Source organism: Cronobacter sp. 153480017-3, from assembly GCF_053627815.1.
In genome coordinates this window covers 228948-249032 of the sequence record NZ_JBSEYN010000001.1, presented here as the reverse complement: position 1 = coordinate 249032, position 20085 = coordinate 228948, and the positions used below count along the sequence as shown (strand labels likewise).

Here is a 20085-nt window from a genome sequence, read left to right as displayed (position 1 = left end):
CCCCGGCGCGCGTTCAGCCGCCGTTGAGCATTGATTTACGAATCGACGACAGCAGCGCCCGCGCGCCCTGAGAGAGCGGGGCATCGACGCGCGTCAGAATGCCGATAGGCTCGCCGGGGCCGGGAATGGCAATGGGCAGCGCCGTCAGCGTTCCCTGGCGTAAATCTTCTTTCACCGCGCCCGACGGCACAAACCAGACGTAGTTGTAATCGACGGTCAGCTGGCGCGAGAGCGACGCCGAAAGCGTTTCGATACAGGTGGAGGGAAGCTGGCAGCCCTGGCTTGCCAGCAGCGTTTCCGCGTTGTCGCGCGGCACGGTGCCTTTCGGCGAGACCACCACCGGCCACTCCATCACGCGGCTCAGGGTAACGGTATCCTGTAACAGCGGGTGTCCGGGGCGCACGACCAGCTTCAGGGATTCCATAAACAGCAGCTCGTAATTCAGCCCGTTCATCAGTTCCGGATCGGACATCCGGCCCACGCCGATATCCAGCTCGCCCGATTTCAGGCCCGCCAGCAGCATGGTGTTATTCATAATGGCCACCTGCAGCGTGATATCGCTCTGCTGCTTGTGAAACGGGCCAATCACTGCAGGCAATACGCCGAGCGCGGCGGTCGGCAGCGCGCCGACGCGCACCACATCGCAGCCTTCGTCCGGCTTGCGGTTGAGCGCCTGGCCTGCGTGATTGAGAGCATCGAGGATTTTCAGCGCATGCGTCAGAAACTGCTCGCCGGGCAGCGTCAGCTGCGCGCCGAGGCGTCCACGTTCAAACAGCCGCGCGCCGGTGAGTTGCTCCAGCTCGTTGAGTGTTTTTGATAGCGCTGGCTGGCTAAGATTAAGGGTTTCAGCCGCACGCCCGAGGGTTCCCTGCTGAGCGACGGCGACGAAAGTGTGCAAGTGGCGCAAGCGAATGCGCTGGGAGAACAAACCGTTTTTTTCCATAACTGATGTTAAAAACAGAGCGGGAGCCGTGACAAGGTAAGTTGTTTAATTTTGATAACTTGATAGCAAAATAATATTAACAAAACAGATAAATATGCAACATCATCGTCCGGTGAAAAGCGCAAACCGTAACGTGCGGATCGCCAGAGGATTTTCATATGACGGCCGGTAAACCCGACGGCGCAAGGCGGACGGGTTAAAACCGCCGTTCCCGTTTGTTTTGTCGCGCGTTTTGCCTGGCGTGCAGCGGCGGATGCCTTGTTACGTTTTGGATCACAAATTGTGAATTCTTCACCGCTGAAACTGCCGCGATTCTCTACAATCTCAGCAATATTCACTGGAGGCACGACACCATGGCGAACAGCATCACGGCAGATGAGATTCGGGAACATTTTTCGCAGGCCATGTCGGCCATGTATCAGCAAGAGGTGCCGCAGTACGGCACGCTGCTGGAACTGGTGGCCGACGTGAATCTGGCGGTACTGGAAAGCCACCCGCAGCTGCATGAGCAGCTCGCCAACGCTGATGAACTGGCGCGGCTGAACGTCGAGCGCCACGGCGCGATTCGCGTCGGCACCGCTGAGGAGCTGGCGACGCTTCGACGCATTTTCGCCATTATGGGGATGTACCCGGTCAGCTATTACGATCTCTCTCAGGCGGGCGTGCCGGTGCACTCCACGGCGTTTCGCCCGGTGGATGACGTGGCGCTGGCGCGAAATCCGTTTCGTATTTTCACCTCGCTGCTGCGCCTTGAGCTTATCGAAGATGAAAAGCTGCGTAAGCGCGCCGCCGCCGTGCTCGCCCGGCGCGATATCTTTACGCGCCGCTGCTATGAGCTGCTGAACATTTACGACGAGCAGGGCGAGTTTAACGCCGACCAGGCGCAGGAGTTTGTGCGCGAAGCGCTGGAAACGTTCCGCTGGCACAGCCATGCGACGGTGGACGCCGCCACCTATCAGGCGCTTCATGATGAACACCGGTTAATTGCCGATGTGGTCTGCTTTCGCGGTTGTCACATCAACCACCTGACGCCGCGCACGCTGGATATCGACCGCGTGCAGGCGCTGATGCCGGAGTATGGCATCGAGCCGAAAGCCGTGATTGAAGGCCCGCCGCGCCGCGAATTTCCTATTCTGCTGCGCCAGACCAGCTTTAAAGCGCTGGAAGAGCCGATTCGCTTTGGCGGCGACAGCCCCGGCACGCACACCGCGCGCTTTGGTGAGATCGAACAGCGCGGTATGGCGCTGACGCCCAAAGGCCGCGCGCTTTATGACGAACTGCTGGCGGCGGCGGGCAGCGGGAAGGATAACCTCACGCATCAGTTACATTTGCAGGAGGCGTTCAGCCGCTTCCCGGACAGCGACACGCTGCTGCGCCGCCAGGGGCTGGCCTATTTCCGCTACCGCCTGACGCCGGTGGGCGATACGCACCGTCACGCCATTCGCCCCGGCGACGATCCGCAGACGCTCATCGAGCGCGGCTGGCTGGTGGCGCAGCCGATTATCTATGAAGATTTTCTGCCGGTCAGCGCGGCGGGAATTTTCCAGTCTAATCTCGGCGAGGATGCGCGGGCGCGCCGCCACGGCAACGCCAGCCGCGACACCTTTGAAGCGGCGCTCGGCTGCCCGGTGCTGGATGAGTTTGCGCTCTATCAGGAGGCGGAAGATCGCAGCAAACGACGTTGCGGTCTGCTCTGAAACGGCTACGCTCCCAGGATTGCCATTAAAAAAAGGAAGCCGTAATGCGCAACCTGGATATGCCGATTGTCACCACCACGCACGGCGACGTGCGTGGGCTTACTGAAAATGATATCGCCGTGTGGCGGGGCATTCCGTATGCCGCGCCGCCGGTGGGAGAACGCCGCTGGCGCGCGCCGCAGCCGCTAACCGCCTGGCAGGGCGTGCGCGACGCGACCGCCTTTTCTGCCGCCAGCTGGCAGAACGCCGGGTTTTGCCGCGAGCTTGCCGGGGGCGATCCGGGCGCGTTCAGCGAAGATTGTCTCTATCTCAACGTCTGGGCACCGGTGGCGCGCGAGACGCCGCTGCCGGTGATGGTCTGGCTGCACGGCGGCGGCTTCACGCTCGGCGCGGGCAGTCTGCCGCCGTATGACGGCCAGGCGCTGGCGCGTCGCGGCGTGGTGCTGGTAACGATTAATTACCGGCTCGGGCATCTGGGGTTTTTCGCCCATCCGGCGCTCGAAGGCGACGATCCCGCCGGGCCGGTTTATAACTTTGCGCTGCTCGATCAAATCGCCGCGCTGCGCTGGGTGCAGGATAACATCGCTGCTTTTGGCGGAGACCGTGACAATGTCACGTTATTCGGGGAATCCGCAGGCGCGCGCAGCGTGCTGTCGCTGATGGCCTCACCGCTTGCGAAAGGGTTGTTCCATAAAGCGATCATTCAGAGCGGCTATACGCTGCCGGATATCCCGCGCCGTAAAGCGCTCATTAATGGCGCGGCGCTCAGCCGCCATCTCGGGCTTGATAACCCCACAGCCGCCGATTTGCGCGCGCTGCCCGCCGATGCCTTCTGGCCGCTCACCGCGCCGTATGTCACCGGGCCTGCGCCGATTGCGGGCGATATCGTGCTGCCGGAGCCGATGCTGGAGACCTTCTTCGCGGCGCGCCAGCATCCGATGCCGGTAATGGTTGGCAGCAACAGCGATGAAGCCAGCGTGCTGGCCTATTTCGGCGTCAATCTGGAAGAACAGATCCGTAAGCTGCGCCGCGAGCGGCGTTTCGGGCTCGGGCTTATCCGGCTGCTGTACCCGGGCGTGCGCGGTGACCGCGAACTGGGGCGACAGGTCTGTCGCGATATGGCGTTTACCACGCTCGGCTTTGTGGTGATGCAGGCGCAGAGCCGACGCGGCGTGCCGTGCTGGCGCTACTGGTTTGATTATGTGGCCGAAGGCGAGCGCGAGACGTTCGCCAACGGCGCGTGGCACGGCAATGAAGTGCCGTATGTGTTTGATAATCTGGACCAGGTAGAGCCGCTTAAAAACTACGCCACGGCGGCGGATCGCGCTTTCGCAGGACAAGTGGCGGATTACTGGGTCAGCTTTGCAAAACACGCCAGCGCGCAAAGCCAGGCGCTTGACGGCCCGGTGCGCTGGCTCGCCTGCGTGCGCGGTCGCGACCGCCTGCTGCGTATCGGGCTTGATAAAAAGGCGGGGTGGCGGCTGGAAAACCGCTTTATGCGCGCGCGTCTCGCGCTCTTTAAGCGGGTGATGCGCTACCACGTAACGCTGGATTAAGGGCTTAAAAAGCAAAACCCCGCGCGGGGGCGTGGGGCCATAGTGGTGTTTCCCGAAAGAGAACCCGGCGAAGCCGGGCCACCGTGAGCTATCATCATTAAAATTATGGTGTTGGCCGACGGTTTTGTATCGTGCTGGTGTCGGCCCCTCCCACAGGGAGGAATATTATAGGCATATACAGGGGCCTGAACGGCGCGACGCCGCCAGTCTCTGCGTGGCAGAAACTATCCTGTCCCGGTGCGGCTGGCAAGATGGCGGGTCATCGTTTTTTGTGATGGTTCCCGCGAATCCCTCCGAAACCCGCCGCGCCGCGTGGCTTTAGCGGGTGCGCATAAAATAACCCGTTGATTTTACGGCTGCCCGTACCGTCGCGCCTGACATAAATTTACCCAGCTTTATGCATCTATTAAGCTGAAAAATAAGAAATTATTTAATTTTTCAGCGGCCTGTTGGCTTCATCCTGAATTTTGTCTAGAGTGAGCGGTCATATTGCTTGTAACATTTGCCGCCGCCAGGCTTCGGCCTCGCGAAATACCTCGACAAAAAAGGACGGTTTTCAGGCATGAACCGCAGACGTTTTATCAAGGCCTCGTTGGCCCTCGCCGCGGCATGCGGCACTCCAGGTCTCGCCACGCTTTTCTCCCGCAACGCCTGGGCGCAGGAGTCCGATATCGCGGACGGCCAGACGCGCGCCTTTGATTTCAGCGTGTTACAGGCTATGGCCTCTGAGCTTGCGCAGAAACCGTGGGGCGGCGCGCCGCGACCGCTGCCCGACACGCTCGCAAAGCTCACCCCACAGGCCTATAACAGTATTCAGTATGACGCCGGGCATTCGCTGTGGAATAACATCGAGGGCCGCCAGCTCGATGTGCAGTTCTTCCACGTCGGCATGGGCTTTCGCCGCCGGGTGCGGATGTTCTCGCTCGATCCGGCGACCCGCCAGGCCCGCGAAGTGCATTTCCGCCCTGAACTCTTTAACTACCACGACGCGGGCGTCGATACCCGCCAGCTGGAAGGGCAGACCGATCTCGGCTTCGCTGGTTTTCGCGCGTTTAAAGCGCCGGAGCTGGCGCGTCGCGATATCGTCTCCTTCCTCGGCGCGAGCTATTTCCGCGCGGTAGACAGCACCTTCCAGTACGGGCTGTCGGCGCGTGGGCTGGCGGTCGATACCTTTACCGACACGCCGGAAGAGTTCCCGGATTTCACCGCCTTCTGGTTTGAAACGCCGAAAGCGCAGGACACTACGTTTGTGGCCTATGCGCTGCTGGACAGCCCGAGCGTGACCGGCGCGTATAAGTTCATCATCCACTGCGAATCAAGCCAGGTGATTATGGAAGTGGAAAACTTCCTGTTCGCGCGCAAAGACATCAAACAGCTCGGCATCGCGCCGATGACAAGTATGTTCAGCTGCGGCACCAATGAGCGCCGCATGTGCGACACCATTCACCCGCAAATCCACGACTCCGACCGCCTGGCGATGTGGCGCGGCAACGGCGAGTGGGTGTGCCGCCCGCTCAATAACCCGCAACGCCTGCAATTCAACGCCTTCGCGGATGAAAACCCGAAAGGGTTTGGCCTGTTGCAGACCGATCATAAATTCGAGAGCTATCAGGATGTGATGGGCTGGTATAACAAGCGCCCGAGCCTGTGGGTGGAGCCGCGCAACCGCTGGGGCAAAGGCACCGTTGCGCTGATGGAAATCCCGACCACCGGCGAAACGCTCGATAACATTGTTTGCTTCTGGCAGCCGGAAAAACCGATCCGCGCCGGGGATAAGCTTAACTTCCAGTATCGCCTCTACTGGAGCGGCGATGCGCCGGTACGCACGCCGCTGGCGCGCGTTTACGCCACCCGCACCGGGATGGGCAGCTTCCCGGAAGGCTGGGCGCCGGGCGAGAACTTCCCGGCGCAGTGGTCGCGCCGTGTCGCCGTGGATTTTGTGGGCGGCGATCTCAAAGGCGCCGCACCGCGCGGCATCGAGCCTGTGATCACGCTCTCCAGCGGCGAGGCGAAACAGGTGGAAATCCTTTACGTCGAGCCGTTCGATGGCTACCGCATTCAGTTCGACTGGTACCCGACGTCCGACTCCGTCGATCCAGTCGAAATGCGCATGTTCCTGCGCTGCCAGGGCGAGGCCATCAGCGAGACCTGGCTGTGGCAATATTTCCCGCCCGCGCCGGATAAACGCAAATATGTCGATGACCGGCAGATGCGCTAAGCTGCTCTCCACAAGCCCCGTTTCGACGGGGCTTTTTTTTGCGCTCAGGCGCAGGAAACCACGGAAAATCGGTTAAGCCCGCCGATTCAGGCAGTGTTTTTACATCGCCCGCTATGATAACTGTAGAGGTTTACTCATCAGAAGGAGATTCCCTTGCCAAATGCCGCCTCTCAGGACGAGATACTTATCGTTAACGAACATCTTGCGCTGCATGCCGTTCATGAACGGTTCGCAGAGCCGCTGTTCGCACTGGTACAGCGCAATAAAGCCTGGCTGCAAAAAGCGATGAACTGGCCGCAGTACGTCACCAAAATCGAAGACACGCGCCAGACCATTCAGAGCAACGCCATGCTGCACCAGCGCGGCTACGCGAAAATGTTTATGATTTTGCTGGATGGCGAGATGGTGGGCGTGCTGTCGTTTAACCAGATAGAGCCGACCAACAAAACGGCCTATATCGGCTACTGGATGGATGAGCGGCATCAGGGGCGGGGGATTATTTCTGGCGCGCTGCAAACGATGATGGCGCATTACGCGCAAACGGGCGAAGTACGACGGTTTGTCATTAAATGTATCGTCACCAACGCGGCGAGCAACCGCGTGGCGCAGCGTAACGGCTTTACGCTGGAAGGGCGTTTAAAAGAGGCCGAGTACCTGAACGGCCAGTTTCACGATCAGCATATCTACGCGCGTATTATTGACGCGGACGCTTAAACGAGCCCCGGCAGCGGCGTGCGCTGAATATGTTCGTTGCCGTGAAGCGTTTTAAAGCCGCACAGCCGAATGCTTTCGCCGGGCGGCGCGTCGATCGTGACATCATCGTTTACCGTCACGCTGTCTTCGACGATAACGTCGCCGCGGATACGCGCGCGTCCGGTGATGGTCACGTGATTATCGAGCCGCACCGGGCCGCCCGTGATGACCGCGTATTCATCGACCCGCACGTGATGCCCCAGCAGACAGTTGCCTTCAATCACCGCGTGGCCTGATACTTCTGAGCTGTAGCGCACCGTTGGCGAGGCGTTCTCCTCCGTGCCCGCCACCAGCCGGGCGTTGCCGTGGATTTTCGCGCAGTCGCAGACCCAGACGTCATTCTCGTCGTTGCCTTCGAGGATCGCGTTTTCAAACACCTGCGCGCGATGCTCGATAAACGCGTGTGTCACCAGCGCGTGGCCGTAAATCTGGGCCTGATGCACCACCCGCGAGGCGCTGACCGTGGCGTTGCCGTAAATATGCAGCGCGCTGTCGCTGTCTGCCGTTAAGCCTTTCGCACCGACCACCAGGCTGTTTTGCATCACTCGCGCGTCACCGAAAATATGACACTCGCCGCGCACCACCGAGCACTGCACCATGGCGCGGCCGCTGACGTGCGCGCCGTCGCTGATTTCGGCGGCGTCAATCCAGGCATCGTCGCCAATGACCGCGTCATGATGAACAACGCAGGTCTGGCTTAAGCGCGCATTGCCGCGAACTTTCGCGCCCGCAAACACCACGCTGTTGTGGTCATAGACCCAGCAAGAGCCTTGCTGGCTGAGGTTCTCCTCGCTCTCCACCCAGCCGCCCGGCGTTCCGGCGCTAACATCGGCGAAATCGCACAGCGCGATAAGCTGGCGCAGCGTGACGGTGCAGGGCTCGCCGTGGCGGGTATAGCGAAAGACGCGCGTGGCTTCGCTGAGCTGATATTTATTCATCAGAATTTCCTTGCCAGAGACTCCTCATTAACCGTAGCAAATTTTTACGCGCCGGGAAGGCGATAGCGTTTACCGGGGAAGTTTTATAAAATGCATGCAAAATATATCTTTGCCGCATCGCCGGCAGGAAGCGTTTAAGGAACCCCCATGATCGTTCGTGATGAAAACTATTTCACTGAAAAATATGGCCTGACGGCCACGCACTCTGACGTATTAAACGCCGTTAATTATGTCAAACCGGGCCGCGCGCTGGATCTCGGCTGCGGCAACGGGCGCAACAGCCTCTTTCTCGCCGCCCGTGGGTTTGACGTCACCGCGTGGGATAAAAACCCGGCGAGTATCGCCAACCTTGAGCGCATCGCGGCGGCGGAAGGGCTTAATAATCTGCATATCGCGGTGAAAGATTTAAATACGCTGCGTTTTGACGGGGAGTATGACTTTATTCTCTCCACCGTGGTGATGATGTTTCTTGAGCGCGACACCATTCCCGGGCTTATCGATAATATGCAGCGCTGTACCGCGCCGGGCGGTTATAACCTGATTGTCGCGGCGATGGATACTGACGATTATCCGTGCACCGTCGGTTTCCCGTTCGCGTTTCGCGAAGGGGAACTGCGCCGTTATTACGAAGGCTGGGAGTTAATTAAATACAATGAAGATGTCGGTCAGCTTCATAAAACCGACGCCAGCGGCAACCGCATTCGCTTACGTTTTGCGACGATGCTCGCGAAAAAACGTTAATGTGAGATTTTTTACGGAGCCGCCGGTAGCGCGGTTCCGCATTAATGAAATAAAGATTTTTATATATTTTTATTGTTAGTATCAATTTTATTTATTGTTCTAATCCTATTTTACGTCCCGGATCGCTTTTTTCTCTTATCCTGCCGTTTTTATTACTCTTTTCGCACAGCCGTTTGCTATAAATTCAGTGCTCATCCACTCACAGGTAACGTTCTATGCACAGCACATCGGTATTTAAAGCTTCCGGCGTGGCGGCGCTATTGCTGCTTGCCGGTTGTTCCTCCAGCACCACCAAACCCGAGCAATATTCCGGCTTCCTGAAAGACTATTCGGGCCTTGAAAAAACCACATCATCGACCGGCAAACCGGTGATGCGCTGGGTCGCGCCGGGCTTTAACCTGAATAATTATGACTCTATTGTTTACAACCCGGTGGTCTATTATCCGACGCCGAAACCGACTGCGCAGATCTCTCAGAAGGTGCTTGATGGCCTGCTGAATTACACCAACGATAAACTGAAAACCGCCGCCGCAAGCCGCAAGCCGCTGGTGACGACGCCCGGCCCGCGCAGCGTGATTTTCCGCGGCGCGATCACTGCCGTCGACAGCAGCAAAGAAGGGCTGCAATTCTATGAAGTGCTGCCGATTGCGCTGGTGGTGGCCGGAACCGAAGTCGCGACAGGCCATCGTACGATGGACACCAGCCTGTTTTTTGAAGGTGAGCTGATTGACGCGGCGACGCAGAAAACCGTGGTGAAAGTGGTGCGTAAAGGTGAGGGGAAAGATCTCAACAACGAAAAGACGCCGCTCACGGTCGACAACCTCAAACAGGTGATCGACGATATGGCGACCGACGCGCGCATGTTCGATCCCGCGCCGAAATAAACCGTACAGAGGGAGCCTGGCTCCCTCTTTTTTATCCCGCCCGTCGCGCCAGCAGCGCGTAGCTTATCCCGCCAGCCATTAACCCCCAGAAGGCCGACCCGACGCCGAGCAGCGTCACGCCGGATGCCGTCACCAGAAAGGTAATCAGCGCCGCGTCGCGGGTGCGTTCATTCGCCAGCGCCTGATGCAGGCTGCCGCCAATGGTGCCGAGCAGCGCCAGCCCGGCGAGCGTTTGCAGCCACGGCAGCGGCAGGGCGGTCATCAGCGCGCCGACGGAGCCGCCGCATACACCCGCCAGCAGATAAAACACGCCCGCCATCGCCGCCGCTATCCAGCGCCTGTCGCGGTCCGGGTGCGCCTCCGGGCTCTGGCAGATGGCGGCGGTAATGGCGGCAATGCAAATGGAAAAAACACCAAAGGGCGCAAGGAGCAGCGCCAGCAGGCCGGTTGTGACCATCAACGGCGAAACCGGCACCCGGTAGCCGGAAGCCTGCAATGTGGCGACGCCTGGCGCGTTCTGCGAGGCCATCGTCACCAGAAAGAAGGGCAGGCCGACGCCGAGCAGCGAGGAGAGGCTGAACGCGGGCGAGACAAACTCCGGCGGTGCGAGGCGAAAATGCAGCGCTGCCGTGTTCACTTCGCCCTGTAACAGACAGACCGCGACGCCTGTCAGCAGCACGGCCACCACGGCGTAGCGCGGCGCGAAGACTTTACAGAGCAGCCACGCCCCCGTCATGGCGGCGCACAGAATAAAATGCCCTTCCAGCGTGCCGAACGCCTGTAGCCCGAAGCGCAGCAGAATGCCCGCCAGCATCGCGGCGGCCAGGCCCGGCGGAATGATTTTCATCAGGCGGGCGAACAGCCCCGTCGCGCCGCAAATCACAATCAGCGCCGAGGCGAAAATAAAAATCCCGACCGCTTCATGCAGATTGCTGCCCGCAAGGCCCGTCGCCAGCAGCGCCGCGCCGGGCGTTGACCAGGCGGTCAGCACCGGCGCGCGATACCACAGGCTTAGCGCAAGCGTGCTGACGCCCATGCCGATGCCGAGCATCGTCATCCAGCCCGCCGTTTGGGCAGGCGTGGCACCTGCCGCCGCGGCGGCCTGCCAGATAATAGCGGCAGAGCTGGCGTAGCCCACCAGCACCGCCACAAACCCTGCGATAACGGCAGGCGCCGGGGGAAGCGAAAAGCGCATACATACTCCGTTGTGCGTTATAACGTCCAGCGACTCTATCATCGTGCGCTATAACGCACAAGGCGCTATACTGGCACCCTCAAAGGAGAACGTATGGACATTACCGCCCATCTCGCGCAGACGCTGAAAGCGCTGCGCCAGCAGAAAAACTGGAGCCTGACCCAGGCGTCGCAGGAAACCGGCGTGTCGAAAGCGATGCTCGGCCAGATAGAGCGTAACGAATCGAGCCCGACTGTTGCGACGCTGTGGAAAATCGCCACTGGCTTTAACGTGCCGTTTTCGGCGTTTATTACACCGCCTGCGCCGGGGGCGCGTACCGTGTTTGACGCCCAGCAGACGATGCTGGTAGAGCCGGTGTTTCCGTGGGATGAACAGCTGCGCTTCGATATGCTCGCCGTCACGCTCGCCCCCGGCGCGCAGAGCGACTCCACGCCGCATGAGCGCGGCGTAACGGAGCATGTGGTGGTGATTGAGGGCGAGCTGGAGCTTCAGACGGACGGCGTCTGGCGGCGGCTCGGCCCTGGCGAAGGGCTGAAGTTTGCTGGCGACCGACCGCACGCCTACCGCAACGCGACGTCGTTGCCGGTGCGCTTTCATTCGCTTATTCACTACCCGGCGCCATAAAAAAAAACCGCAAGCAAGCTTGCGGCCAACGACAATCTACAACGACACGATGAAACTGAGGTGATAAGTCAGGAATACCGCCTCAGCGTATCCCTTGCGGCGTGCCGCGTGAAATAAACCTTTGTGCAATACTTTCCCGCAGAACGGCAAACCCGCAGCGGTACCGTGAAACAGTTTCCGAACGCCCCGAATGTGACTACAATAGCCGCCTTTCAAATAACGGATAACGACGAATTATGCGCCTGCAACCGCATCACCTTGAACTGCTCAGCCCCGCCCGCGATACCGCCATCGCCCGCGAAGCCATTCTGCACGGCGCAGATGCAGTCTATATCGGCGGCCCCGGTTTCGGTGCCCGCCACAACGCCAGCAACAGCCTCCAGGACATCGCAGACCTGGTGCCGTTCGCCCATCGCTTCGGCGCGAAGGTGTTTGGCACGCTGAACACCATTTTGCATGACGACGAGCTGGAGCCGGCCCGCAAGCTTATCGGCCAGTTCTATGACGCGGGCGTTGACGCCCTGATCGTGCAGGATATGGGCATCATGGAGCTGGATATTCCGCCCATCGAGCTGCACGCGAGCACCCAGTGCGATATCCGCAGCGTCGAAAAGGCGAAGTTTCTCTCCGACGCCGGTTTCTCGCAAATCGTGCTGGCGCGCGAGCTGAACCTCAACCAGATCCGCGCCATTCATGAGAACACTGACGCCACCATCGAATTCTTTATTCATGGCGCGCTGTGCGTGGCTTATTCGGGCCAGTGCTATATCTCCCACGCCCAGACCGGGCGCAGCGCCAACCGCGGTGACTGCTCGCAGGCCTGCCGTCTGCCGTATACCCTGAAAGACGATCAGGGCCGCGTGGTGGCGTATGAGAAACACCTGCTGTCGATGAAAGATAACGATCAGACCGCCAACCTGGCGGCGCTGATTGACGCAGGCGTGCGCTCCTTCAAGATTGAAGGGCGCTACAAAGACATGAGCTACGTGAAAAACATCACGGCGCATTACCGTCAGATGCTCGACGCGATTATTGAAGATCGCGGCGATCTCGCACGTTCCTCCGCCGGTAACACGGCGCACTATTTCGTGCCGTCCACCGAAAAGACCTTCCACCGCGGCAGCACCGATTACTTCGTTAACGCCCGTAAAATCGATATTGGCGCGTTCGACACCCCGACGTTCGTCGGCCTGCCGGTCGGCGAAGTGCTGAGCGTCGGCAAAGAGCATCTGGATGTGGAGGTCACCGAGCCGCTGGCCAACGGCGACGGGCTGAACGTTATGATTAAGCGTGAAGTGGTTGGCTTTCGCGTTAACGTGGCGGAAAAAACCGGCGAAAACCGCTACCGCGTTTTCCCGAACGAGATGCCAGCGGCGCTGAAAACGCTGCGCCCGCACCACAAGCTTAACCGCAACCTCGATCACAACTGGCAGCAGGCGCTGCTGAAAACCTCCAGCGAGCGCCGCATCGGCGTGGATATCGAGCTTGGCGGCTGGCAGGAACAGCTGATCCTGACCATCACCAGCGAAGACGGCGTCAGCGTGACGCATACGCTTGACGGGCAGTTTGACGAAGCCAACAACCCGGAAAAAGCGCTGACCAGCCTGAAAGAGGGCCTGGCGAAACTGGGGCAGACTATCTATTTCGCGCGCGACGTGCAGATTACGCTGCCGGGCGCGCTGTTTGTGCCTAACAGTCAGCTCAACGCGTTCCGCCGTGAAGCTATCGAGGCGCTGGACGCCGCGCGCCTGGCGAACTATCAGCGCGGCGCGCGCAAGCCGGTTTCCGTGCCGCCGCCGGTCTACCCGGAAACGCACCTGAGCTTCCTCGCGAACGTCTACAACCATAAGGCGCGTGAATTTTACCAGCGCTATGGCGTGCAGCTTATCGACGCTGCGTATGAGGCGCACGAGGAAAAAGGCGACGTGCCGGTGATGATCACCAAGCACTGCCTGCGCTTTGCCTTTAACCTCTGCCCGAAACAGGCGAAGGGCAACATCAAGAGCTGGAAGGCGACTCCGATGCAACTGGTGCACGGCGACGAAGTGTTAACGCTGCGCTTTGACTGCAAACCCTGCGAAATGCACGTGGTCGGCAAGATCAAAAACCATATCCTGAAAATGCCGCAGCCGGGCAGCGTGGTCGCCTCCATCAGCCCGGAAGATCTGCTGAAAACCCTGCCGAAACGCAAAAACGCCTGACACTCCTTCCCCGAAAAGCCAGAGCCCATGCTCTGGCTTTTTTTATCTTCATTCCATACCGCTCAACAAACCCGCACAAACTGGCCGTTCTCCAGGCAATTGCGCCGCTTCGCTTAAAAATAGGGTTGTCAGAACAGCACAAATCAAACTACTGTATATAAACACAGTAAATAACAACATAATGAATGGATGGAGTACGCCATGTTAATGATGCGACTCTTGCCACAGCCTGATGCCGAGGGGTTGCCGCTGTTCCTTGAGACAGTGGCCTGCGGATTTCCGTCGCCCGCTCAGGATTACGTCGAAAAGCGTGTAAGCCTTGACGCGCACTGCATTGTGCACCCGAACGCCACCTATTTTTTGCGGGCGGCCGGGGAGTCGATGAACGGTGCCGGGATCGAGGATGGCGATCTGCTGGTGGTGGACAGCGCCCTGAAGCCCCAGGAAGGCGATATCGTCGTGGCTGCGCTGGAAGGGGAGTTCACCGTCAAAACCCTGCGGCTGCACCCGGTGGCGCAACTGGTGCCGATGAACCCGGATTTCGCGCCGATCCCGCTTGGCGGCGACGCCGAGGTAGTGATCTTCGGCGTGGTCACCTGGGTGCTGAAGAAGAGGCGCTGAGATGTACGCGCTGGTGGATGTGAACAGCTTTTACGCCTCCTGCGAGATGGTGTTTCGCCCGGATCTGCGGGATAAACCGGTCGTGGTGCTGAGCAATAACGACGGCTGCGTCATTGCCCGCAGCCGCCAGGCAAAGGCGCTCGGCATCACCATGGCGGAGCCCTATTTCAAACAGCGCGCGCTCTTTGAGCGTCATCGCGTGGCGGTCTTTAGCTCCAACTACGCGTTTTACGCCGACATGAGCAAACGCGTGATGGATATTCTCGAAGAGATGGCGCCGCAGGTGGAGATCTACTCGATCGACGAGGCGTTTGTCGATCTGCGCGGCGTCAGTAACGTCATGTCGCTGACCACGTTTGCTCATGAGATCCGCGACCGTCTCTGGCGCGAAACCCACCTGCCGGTCGGTGTGGGCATCGCGCCCACCAAAACGCTCGCCAAGCTTGCCAATTTCGCCACCAAAAAATGGCCGAAGTCGGGTGGGGTGGTCGATCTCTCCGATCCCGCCCGGCTGCGCAGGGCGCTGGCGCATTTTAAGGTGGAGGATGTCTGGGGCGTCGGGCGCAGACTCAGCAAAAAACTGACGGCGATGGGCATTGAGACCGCGTTTGATCTGGCCAACAGCCCGGCGTGGGTGATCCGCAAAAATTTCAACGTGGTGCTGGAGCGCACCGTGCGCGAGCTGCGCGGCGAGCCGTGTCTGGCAATGGATGAGTTTGTTGCGCCGAAGCAGCAGATCGTGTGCAGCCGTTCGTTTGGCTACCGCGTCACGGCTTACCAGGATATGCGCCAGGCGGTCTGCGCCTGGGCGGAACGCGCCGCGGAGAAGTTGCGTCAGGAGCATCAGTTCTGCCGCCAGGTGGCGGTGTTTATCCGCACCAGCCCGCATGACGAACCCGATAACCGCTACAGCAACCAGGCGCTGTGCCAGGCGCTGACGCCCACCAACGACACCCGCGAAATCGTGCGGCTGGCGGTAAACGCGCTGGACGCCATCTGGCGCGAAGGCTATCGCTACATCAAAGCGGGCGTCATGCTGGGGGATTTTTTCAGCCAGGGCGTGGCGCAGCTTAATCTCTTCGATGAACACCCGCCACAGGCCAACAGCGCGCCGCTGATGCATCTGCTGGATGAATATAATCGCTCAGGCCGGGGGAAGCTCTGGTTCGCAGGTCAGGGGATCGTCAAGCCCTGGGCGATGAAGCGCGAATTCCTTTCGCCTGGCTACACCACCCGTTTCAGTGAATTACCGCGCGCGAGTTTGTGGTGAGGGGTTAACAATTACGCCTTCGCCGCGCTGCTGATTAAACGTGGCCATAAAACGCTGCGCGGCGACAATAAAAGTCCGCCAGGAAGGCATTTCTGATCTTGTAATAACCCCTCAGCACCGCTCCACCAGGTCAAATTCTTCAAACATCAGCGGCATGTCGGGAGAGAAACAGCCGGCGCGGGTGAAAAACGCCTCGTGCTCATTGCGCCAGTAAGCGAGGCTTAAATCGCCTTCGCCTTCCAGTGCGGCGAGTTGTTCAGTAACGTCGCAGAATTTCACCAGCCGCAGCGTGTGGGTGCGAATAACGCACAGCGGCTCGCCCGCGCCGTTGAGGATAATGTGGTAATCCCCCGGCAGGGTTGGGTCGGCGTCTTGCCGCCAGGCGTGATAATCGCTGCAGCTGGCGCGTTTGGTGCCGTGCGCCACCAGCGCGCCCAGCTCGTCCGCCATGTGCGGTGAGTCGCCAAAGCCCCAGGCCCGCGCGCCAGGGTATTTCTGTTGCAGTTCGTCTACGGTCATTCTGATACTTCCTTGTTAAATTAATGTAAGGAAATAGCATATCGTGAAAAAAGAGAGCCTGCTAATGATTATTTACTCGCCTGGCATGATTAATTAATCGGGGCGTTAAAATAAGCCGCTGTTTTTGCCCCGATAAAAAATAAAAACTGCCGTAAATTAGTGTAAACGGGTTGAGAAAAGTCTGGCGGCATGGTTTAATTCGGGCGTGTTTGACTACCGAGGCCAATTTTGATCCGCAACGACGAGAAGCAAGACCGCGGATAAATTGAAAGATTATGGACAACCTGTTCAATTGTTTTATCTCCCTGTTTTACGTTTCTTCCACTCCTTTCCCTGCCACCTTTCTTTGCGGTGAACAGCACTGGCGCACGGCGCTTTAGTCCGTCTCTCTTCTGAATTTTTTCAGGCCGTCACTGTACGCCTGTTACTGTTTTAATCGTTTTTAATGACGCGTATTTACGCGCCATCTGATATGCCTGTGTATTTTTTCAGGCAGGAGAGAGATTATGATTTACTGGGTTTTATTAGCATTAGCTATTATGTCGGAAATTACCGGGACGCTGGCATTAAAATGGGCAAGCGTTGGCGGTGGCCACGCCGGATTTATTTTAATGCTGGTGATGATTTCCCTTTCTTATATTTTACTGTCTTTTTCTGTTAAGCGTATTGCGCTGGGTGTGGCTTACGCCCTGTGGGAAGGTGTCGGGATCGTCTTAATTACGCTCTTTAGCGTGTTGCTGTTTAACGAAACCCTGACGGTGCAAAAAGCGCTGGGCCTGCTGGTATTAATTGCCGGGATTTTACTGATCAAAACCGGCACCCGTACCGTGAGCCGCAACGCGGAGGTGCGTCATGTCGCAGGTTGAGTTACAGCATATTCTCTGGCTGCTGCTGGCGATAGGCCTCGAAATTATCGCCAATATCTGGCTGAAATTCTCCGACGGCTTTCGCCGCCCGGTCTATGGCGTGGCGTCGCTTGCCGCCGTCCTCGCCGCCTTCAGCGCGCTGGGGCAGGCGGTGGAAGGCATCGATCTGGCGGTGGCGTACGCGCTGTGGGGCGGTTTCGGGATCGCCGCGACGGTGGCGGCAGGCTGGATTATGTTCGGCCAGCGGCTTAACCGCAAAGGCTGGGCCGGGCTTGGGCTGCTGCTGGTGGGCATGGTGATTATCAAGCTGGCGTAAGCCGTAAAGCAAAGAGAGAGGGGCGCTGAGCGCCCCTTTTTTATTCGCTCGCCAGCGCTTCCAGGCGCTCGCGAAAACCGGTCACTGAAATCGCGCGGTTATCGGCGCGCCAGCGGTCTTTGGCGGCGGGCGCTGAGCTCTGCACGCCAATCAGTTGCCAGCCGGTGTCGGTGCGCAGCATCAGCGGCGAGCCGCTGTCGCCCGGCAGCGTGTCGCACTGGTGCGCCAGCACGTTACGCTGCGCCCAGCCTGTAATCAGGCAATCCTGATGGCTGTAGAGCGCGTCGAGATGATCTTCCGGGTAGCCGGACTGCGTCACGCGCCGGCCTGTCGCTTTCAGCGCGCGGTTCAGGGCCGCGCGATCGCCTTCGAACAGCGGCAGCGGCGTCAGGCCAGACGGCGGGTTACGCAGAATAATCAGCCCGAAATCTTCCGGCGCGGCGGAAGACGGCACAATCCAGCCTTCGCCGTCGGCTTTCAGTTTATGCCCGAGCGACGGCGATACGCGCCCTTCAATACTGTGAATTTCGTAGCGCCACGCCCCTTTATGCGACACAAAACGCAGCGCCACCGCACGGTCTGGGGTGCCGTCCGGCGGAGAGAGCAAACAGTGCCCGGCGGTCAGCGCCAGGTGCGGGGAGATAAGCGTGGCGGTACACAGGTTACCGCTTTCGGTTTCAAGCTGGCCAATGGCATCCCACGGGGACGCGGCCGGGTCCGGTACGGGCGTGCGGTCATCATGACCAAAAAAGAGGGTCTGAACGTCGCTTGCGGTCTCAGACGCGTCATCGCCCTCGTCGGCATGGGTAATAAAAGCGGGTAATAGTAGCGATCCCAGTAACAAGAAAACGGTTTTGCGCATATCACTCTCTGGTGGGGCAATTATGATTATTAAAGTAACCCTGTGAGGTAACTATAGACGTGACGCGAGCAAAGTGAGAATAAAATCAGCGTGCTAGCGACGTTTACCAGTAAAAAAAGATCGACAGCGCGCCGCATAACAGCAGCAGCGTCAGGATTATCTCAAACTGATAGCGGCGGATCATGTCGGGCCTCCGGAAACGCAGCCCGCGCGTCCGGCGCAAACGGCGACGCGCGTGCCTGAGCGCGCAGGCCTGACAAAAGCGGCGAAAAAAAACGGCGGGGCGTAAAGAGACTATAACGGCGCGGCGGGGCGGGCGTCCGTAGGTGATTAGTATCGGCGTGTAACGGAATGTACACACCGGGCGCGCGGCCCGGCGTATACGACGGCGCTACAGGTAGCGGGTCGTCAGGTGATCGCGGAAATAGCGCGGGTTGAGATCGTCGCCGGTGGCGTTAATCATCAGCTGCGAAGTGGTAAAGCGGCTGCCGTGCTGCCACACCGACTGACGCAGCCAGTCAAACAGCGCGCGCAGATCGCCTGCGGCAATCGAGGCGTCCAGGTTCGGCAGCGCCTGGCGCGCGGCCTGGAAAAGCTGTGCGGCATACATCGCGCCAAGCGTGTACGACGGGAAGTAACCAAAGCCGCCATCCGTCCAGTGAATATCCTGCATACAGCCGTCGCGGTAGTTGCCGGTGGTGGAGAGCCCCAGCCACTGCTGCATTTTCTCATCCCACAGGGCCGGAATGTCATCCACTTCAATATCGCCGTCGATCAGTGCGCGCTCAATCTCGTAGCGCAGCACCACGTGAGCCGGGTAGCTCACTTCATCGGCATCGACGCGGATAAAGCCGGGCTTCACGCGCTGGTTCCAGGCCAGATAGTTCTCCTCCTCAAACGCCGGTTGCTTGCCGAAACGCGAGACCACCTGCGGCAGCAGCAGCTTCAGGAACGGACGGCTGCGCCCGAGCTGCATTTCGAAGAACAGGCTCTGGGATTCATGGATAGCGGTAGAGCGCGCCAGCGCCACCGGCTGGCCCGGCCATTCGCGCGGCAGGTTTTGCTCATAACGGGCATGGCCGGTTTCGTGGATCACGCCAAACAGCGCGCTGAAGAGTTCGTTTTCGTCATAGCGGGTGGTGATGCGCACATCTTCCGGCACGCCGCCGCAGAACGGGTGCGCGCTGACATCCAGCCTGCCGCCGTCGAAATCAAAGCCAAGCAGGCGCATCGCCTCAAGGCCCAGCTCGCGCTGTTGCGCCACCGGGAACGGCCCCTGCGGCGTAATCAGCGCGGTGCGTTCCTGTTTTTCCACCGCGCGGGCGAGGAGATCCGGCAGCCAGCTGCGCAGATCGCCAAACAGCGTATCGAGGCGCGCGCTGGTCATATCCGGCTCGAAAATATCGAGCAGGGCGTCATAGCGCGAACAGCCTTTGGCTTCGGCGCGAATAGCGGCCTCTTCACGGCTCAGCTTGACCACCTCTTTGAGATTTTCCGAGAAGCCGTCCCAGTCGTTGGCCGGACGCTGGCTGCGCCAGGCGTGTTCGCAGCGGCTGCCCGCGAGCGATTTGGCCTCGACCAGCGCTTCCGGCAGCAGCGCCGCCTGTTGGTAGTGGCGCTGCATTTCGCGCAGGTTTGCCTGTTCGAGATCGTTTAAGTCTTCCTGTTCCGCGCCGCGCAGCCATTCGGCCATCTTTTTGTCGGTCAGGATCTGATGCTGCAGCACGCTCAGCTCCGCCAGGGCTTCGCCGCGCGCACGGCTGCCGCCCGGCGGCATCATGGCGAACATATCCCAGCTTGCGATAGCGGAGAGATGAGAGAAGCGGGAAAGCCGCAGGAACGTGCGGCTAAGCTGTTGATAGTTTTTGTTTTCCATAAGGC

20 protein-coding genes are annotated in these 20085 nt (G+C 59.5%); 13 read left to right on the top strand and 7 right to left on the bottom strand.

The window, feature by feature from the left end:
* Positions 1-13 precede the first annotated feature (13 nt).
* Both ACUW6V_RS01160 and ACUW6V_RS01155 read right to left on the bottom strand, forming a co-directional pair.
* Positions 14-943, bottom strand: a complete 930-nt coding sequence (locus ACUW6V_RS01160; RefSeq protein WP_014728810.1) for a LysR substrate-binding domain-containing protein — start codon at positions 941-943, stop codon at positions 14-16.
* Between the two features lie 8 nt (positions 944-951).
* On the bottom strand, positions 952-1281 hold the full coding sequence (locus ACUW6V_RS01155; protein ID WP_087599756.1) for a hypothetical protein: 330 nt from the start codon (positions 1279-1281) through the stop codon (positions 952-954).
* A gap of 15 nt (positions 1282-1296) precedes the next feature.
* On the opposite strand from ACUW6V_RS01155, the gene hglS reads away from it, so the two are divergent.
* The 4 genes from hglS (at position 1297) to rimL (ending at position 7128) form a co-directional block, all read left to right on the top strand.
* Positions 1297-2640, top strand: coding sequence for a 2-oxoadipate dioxygenase/decarboxylase HglS (hglS, locus tag ACUW6V_RS01150; RefSeq protein WP_454037891.1), 1344 nt, complete (start codon positions 1297-1299; stop codon positions 2638-2640).
* A gap of 44 nt (positions 2641-2684) precedes the next feature.
* On the top strand, positions 2685-4196 hold the full coding sequence (locus ACUW6V_RS01145; RefSeq protein ID WP_319705869.1) for a carboxylesterase/lipase family protein: 1512 nt from the start codon (positions 2685-2687) through the stop codon (positions 4194-4196).
* Positions 4197-4758: 562 nt separating this feature from the next.
* A complete protein-coding gene (locus ACUW6V_RS01140; RefSeq protein WP_454037890.1) occupies positions 4759-6414 on the top strand; it encodes a glucan biosynthesis protein in 1656 nt (551 codons plus the stop codon).
* A 153-nt stretch (positions 6415-6567) separates the two neighbouring features.
* Positions 6568-7128 carry a 50S ribosomal protein L7/L12-serine acetyltransferase gene (gene rimL, locus ACUW6V_RS01135; RefSeq protein ID WP_097565637.1) on the top strand — a complete coding sequence of 187 codons (561 nt, stop codon included), beginning with the start codon at positions 6568-6570 and terminating at the stop codon, positions 7126-7128.
* Here the strand turns inward: rimL and ydcK are convergent.
* A complete protein-coding gene (gene ydcK, locus ACUW6V_RS01130) occupies positions 7125-8105 on the bottom strand; it encodes a YdcK family protein (protein ID WP_087599760.1) in 981 nt (326 codons plus the stop codon). The two genes, rimL and ydcK, sit on opposite strands and share 4 nt — an antisense overlap.
* Positions 8106-8252: 147 nt before the next feature.
* On the opposite strand from ydcK, the gene tehB reads away from it, so the two are divergent.
* Together tehB and ACUW6V_RS01120 are read left to right on the top strand one after the other, a co-directional pair.
* The gene (gene tehB / locus ACUW6V_RS01125) at positions 8253-8846 is read left to right on the top strand and encodes a tellurite resistance methyltransferase TehB (protein WP_007868032.1); all 594 of its coding nucleotides are present in this window, start codon (positions 8253-8255) and stop codon (positions 8844-8846) included.
* Positions 8847-9061: 215 nt separating this feature from the next.
* Positions 9062-9730, top strand: coding sequence for a DUF3313 domain-containing protein (locus ACUW6V_RS01120; protein WP_012124689.1), 669 nt, complete (start codon positions 9062-9064; stop codon positions 9728-9730).
* Between the two features lie 31 nt (positions 9731-9761).
* Here ACUW6V_RS01120 and ACUW6V_RS01115 read toward each other — a convergent pair whose 3' ends face one another.
* Positions 9762-10925, bottom strand: coding sequence for a benzoate/H(+) symporter BenE family transporter (locus ACUW6V_RS01115; protein ID WP_454037889.1), 1164 nt, complete (start codon positions 10923-10925; stop codon positions 9762-9764).
* A gap of 93 nt (positions 10926-11018) precedes the next feature.
* Here ACUW6V_RS01115 and ACUW6V_RS01110 point away from each other — a divergent pair, with 93 nt between their 5' ends.
* From ACUW6V_RS01110 to umuC, 4 genes are all read left to right on the top strand, one after another.
* Entirely contained in the window at positions 11019-11549 is a 531-nt protein-coding gene (locus tag ACUW6V_RS01110; protein WP_454037888.1) for a helix-turn-helix domain-containing protein, read from the top strand.
* A 236-nt stretch (positions 11550-11785) separates the two neighbouring features.
* Positions 11786-13750: a peptidase U32 family protein gene (locus ACUW6V_RS01105; RefSeq protein WP_454037887.1), complete on the top strand. Its 1965-nt coding sequence runs from the start codon at positions 11786-11788 to the stop codon at positions 13748-13750.
* A gap of 201 nt (positions 13751-13951) precedes the next feature.
* Positions 13952-14371 (top strand): translesion error-prone DNA polymerase V autoproteolytic subunit, encoded by a 420-nt coding sequence (gene umuD, locus ACUW6V_RS01100; protein ID WP_007775328.1) that lies wholly within the window; start codon positions 13952-13954, stop codon positions 14369-14371.
* 1 nt (position 14372) lies between these two features.
* The gene (gene umuC, locus ACUW6V_RS01095) at positions 14373-15641 is read left to right on the top strand and encodes a translesion error-prone DNA polymerase V subunit UmuC (protein ID WP_097649483.1); all 1269 of its coding nucleotides are present in this window, start codon (positions 14373-14375) and stop codon (positions 15639-15641) included.
* A 111-nt stretch (positions 15642-15752) separates the two neighbouring features.
* On the opposite strand, the gene ACUW6V_RS01090 is transcribed toward umuC, so the two are convergent.
* Complete coding sequence (locus tag ACUW6V_RS01090) at positions 15753-16160, bottom strand: ASCH domain-containing protein (RefSeq protein WP_032989487.1); 408 nt, start codon at positions 16158-16160, stop codon at positions 15753-15755.
* A 275-nt stretch (positions 16161-16435) separates the two neighbouring features.
* Between ACUW6V_RS01090 and ACUW6V_RS01085 the strand changes: the two genes are divergently transcribed.
* From ACUW6V_RS01085 to mdtI, 3 genes are all read left to right on the top strand, one after another.
* Positions 16436-16540: a protein YdgV gene (locus ACUW6V_RS01085; protein WP_419669701.1), complete on the top strand. Its 105-nt coding sequence runs from the start codon at positions 16436-16438 to the stop codon at positions 16538-16540.
* Between the two features lie 126 nt (positions 16541-16666).
* The gene (gene mdtJ, locus ACUW6V_RS01080; RefSeq protein ID WP_454037886.1) at positions 16667-17026 is read left to right on the top strand and encodes a multidrug/spermidine efflux SMR transporter subunit MdtJ; all 360 of its coding nucleotides are present in this window, start codon (positions 16667-16669) and stop codon (positions 17024-17026) included.
* Positions 17013-17342, top strand: coding sequence for a multidrug/spermidine efflux SMR transporter subunit MdtI (mdtI, locus tag ACUW6V_RS01075; protein WP_007775321.1), 330 nt, complete (start codon positions 17013-17015; stop codon positions 17340-17342). Before mdtJ ends, mdtI begins: the two co-directional genes overlap by 14 nt.
* A gap of 40 nt (positions 17343-17382) precedes the next feature.
* Here mdtI and ACUW6V_RS01070 read toward each other — a convergent pair whose 3' ends face one another.
* On the bottom strand, positions 17383-18204 hold the full coding sequence (locus ACUW6V_RS01070; protein ID WP_012124695.1) for a trypsin-like serine peptidase: 822 nt from the start codon (positions 18202-18204) through the stop codon (positions 17383-17385).
* Positions 18205-18595: 391 nt separating this feature from the next.
* Positions 18596-20080, bottom strand: coding sequence for a carboxypeptidase M32 (locus ACUW6V_RS01065; RefSeq protein ID WP_454037885.1), 1485 nt, complete (start codon positions 20078-20080; stop codon positions 18596-18598).
* Positions 20081-20085: the final 5 nt, after the last annotated feature.

What these genes read in the sequence shown, in the direction of transcription:
- tehB (WP_007868032.1), top strand. Translation starts at nt 8,253, where the DNA reads ATGATCGTTCGTGATGAAAACTATTTCACTGAAAAATATGGCCTGACG.
- ACUW6V_RS01140 (WP_454037890.1), top strand. Translation starts at nt 4,759, where the DNA reads ATGAACCGCAGACGTTTTATCAAGGCCTCGTTGGCCCTCGCCGCGGCA.
- ydcK (WP_087599760.1), bottom strand. Translation starts at nt 8,105, where the DNA reads ATGAATAAATATCAGCTCAGCGAAGCCACGCGCGTCTTTCGCTATACC.
- ACUW6V_RS01090 (WP_032989487.1), bottom strand. Translation starts at nt 16,160, where the DNA reads ATGACCGTAGACGAACTGCAACAGAAATACCCTGGCGCGCGGGCCTGG.
- mdtI (WP_007775321.1), top strand. Translation starts at nt 17,013, where the DNA reads ATGTCGCAGGTTGAGTTACAGCATATTCTCTGGCTGCTGCTGGCGATA.
- ACUW6V_RS01160 (WP_014728810.1), bottom strand. Translation starts at nt 943, where the DNA reads ATGGAAAAAAACGGTTTGTTCTCCCAGCGCATTCGCTTGCGCCACTTG.
- umuC (WP_097649483.1), top strand. Translation starts at nt 14,373, where the DNA reads ATGTACGCGCTGGTGGATGTGAACAGCTTTTACGCCTCCTGCGAGATG.
- ACUW6V_RS01070 (WP_012124695.1), bottom strand. Translation starts at nt 18,204, where the DNA reads ATGCGCAAAACCGTTTTCTTGTTACTGGGATCGCTACTATTACCCGCT.
- ACUW6V_RS01115 (WP_454037889.1), bottom strand. Translation starts at nt 10,925, where the DNA reads ATGCGCTTTTCGCTTCCCCCGGCGCCTGCCGTTATCGCAGGGTTTGTG.
- umuD (WP_007775328.1), top strand. Translation starts at nt 13,952, where the DNA reads ATGTTAATGATGCGACTCTTGCCACAGCCTGATGCCGAGGGGTTGCCG.
- ACUW6V_RS01110 (WP_454037888.1), top strand. Translation starts at nt 11,019, where the DNA reads ATGGACATTACCGCCCATCTCGCGCAGACGCTGAAAGCGCTGCGCCAG.
- ACUW6V_RS01065 (WP_454037885.1), bottom strand. Translation starts at nt 20,080, where the DNA reads ATGGAAAACAAAAACTATCAACAGCTTAGCCGCACGTTCCTGCGGCTT.
- ACUW6V_RS01120 (WP_012124689.1), top strand. Translation starts at nt 9,062, where the DNA reads ATGCACAGCACATCGGTATTTAAAGCTTCCGGCGTGGCGGCGCTATTG.
- ACUW6V_RS01085 (WP_419669701.1), top strand. Translation starts at nt 16,436, where the DNA reads ATGGACAACCTGTTCAATTGTTTTATCTCCCTGTTTTACGTTTCTTCC.
- hglS (WP_454037891.1), top strand. Translation starts at nt 1,297, where the DNA reads ATGGCGAACAGCATCACGGCAGATGAGATTCGGGAACATTTTTCGCAG.
- ACUW6V_RS01145 (WP_319705869.1), top strand. Translation starts at nt 2,685, where the DNA reads ATGCGCAACCTGGATATGCCGATTGTCACCACCACGCACGGCGACGTG.
- mdtJ (WP_454037886.1), top strand. Translation starts at nt 16,667, where the DNA reads ATGATTTACTGGGTTTTATTAGCATTAGCTATTATGTCGGAAATTACC.
- ACUW6V_RS01105 (WP_454037887.1), top strand. Translation starts at nt 11,786, where the DNA reads ATGCGCCTGCAACCGCATCACCTTGAACTGCTCAGCCCCGCCCGCGAT.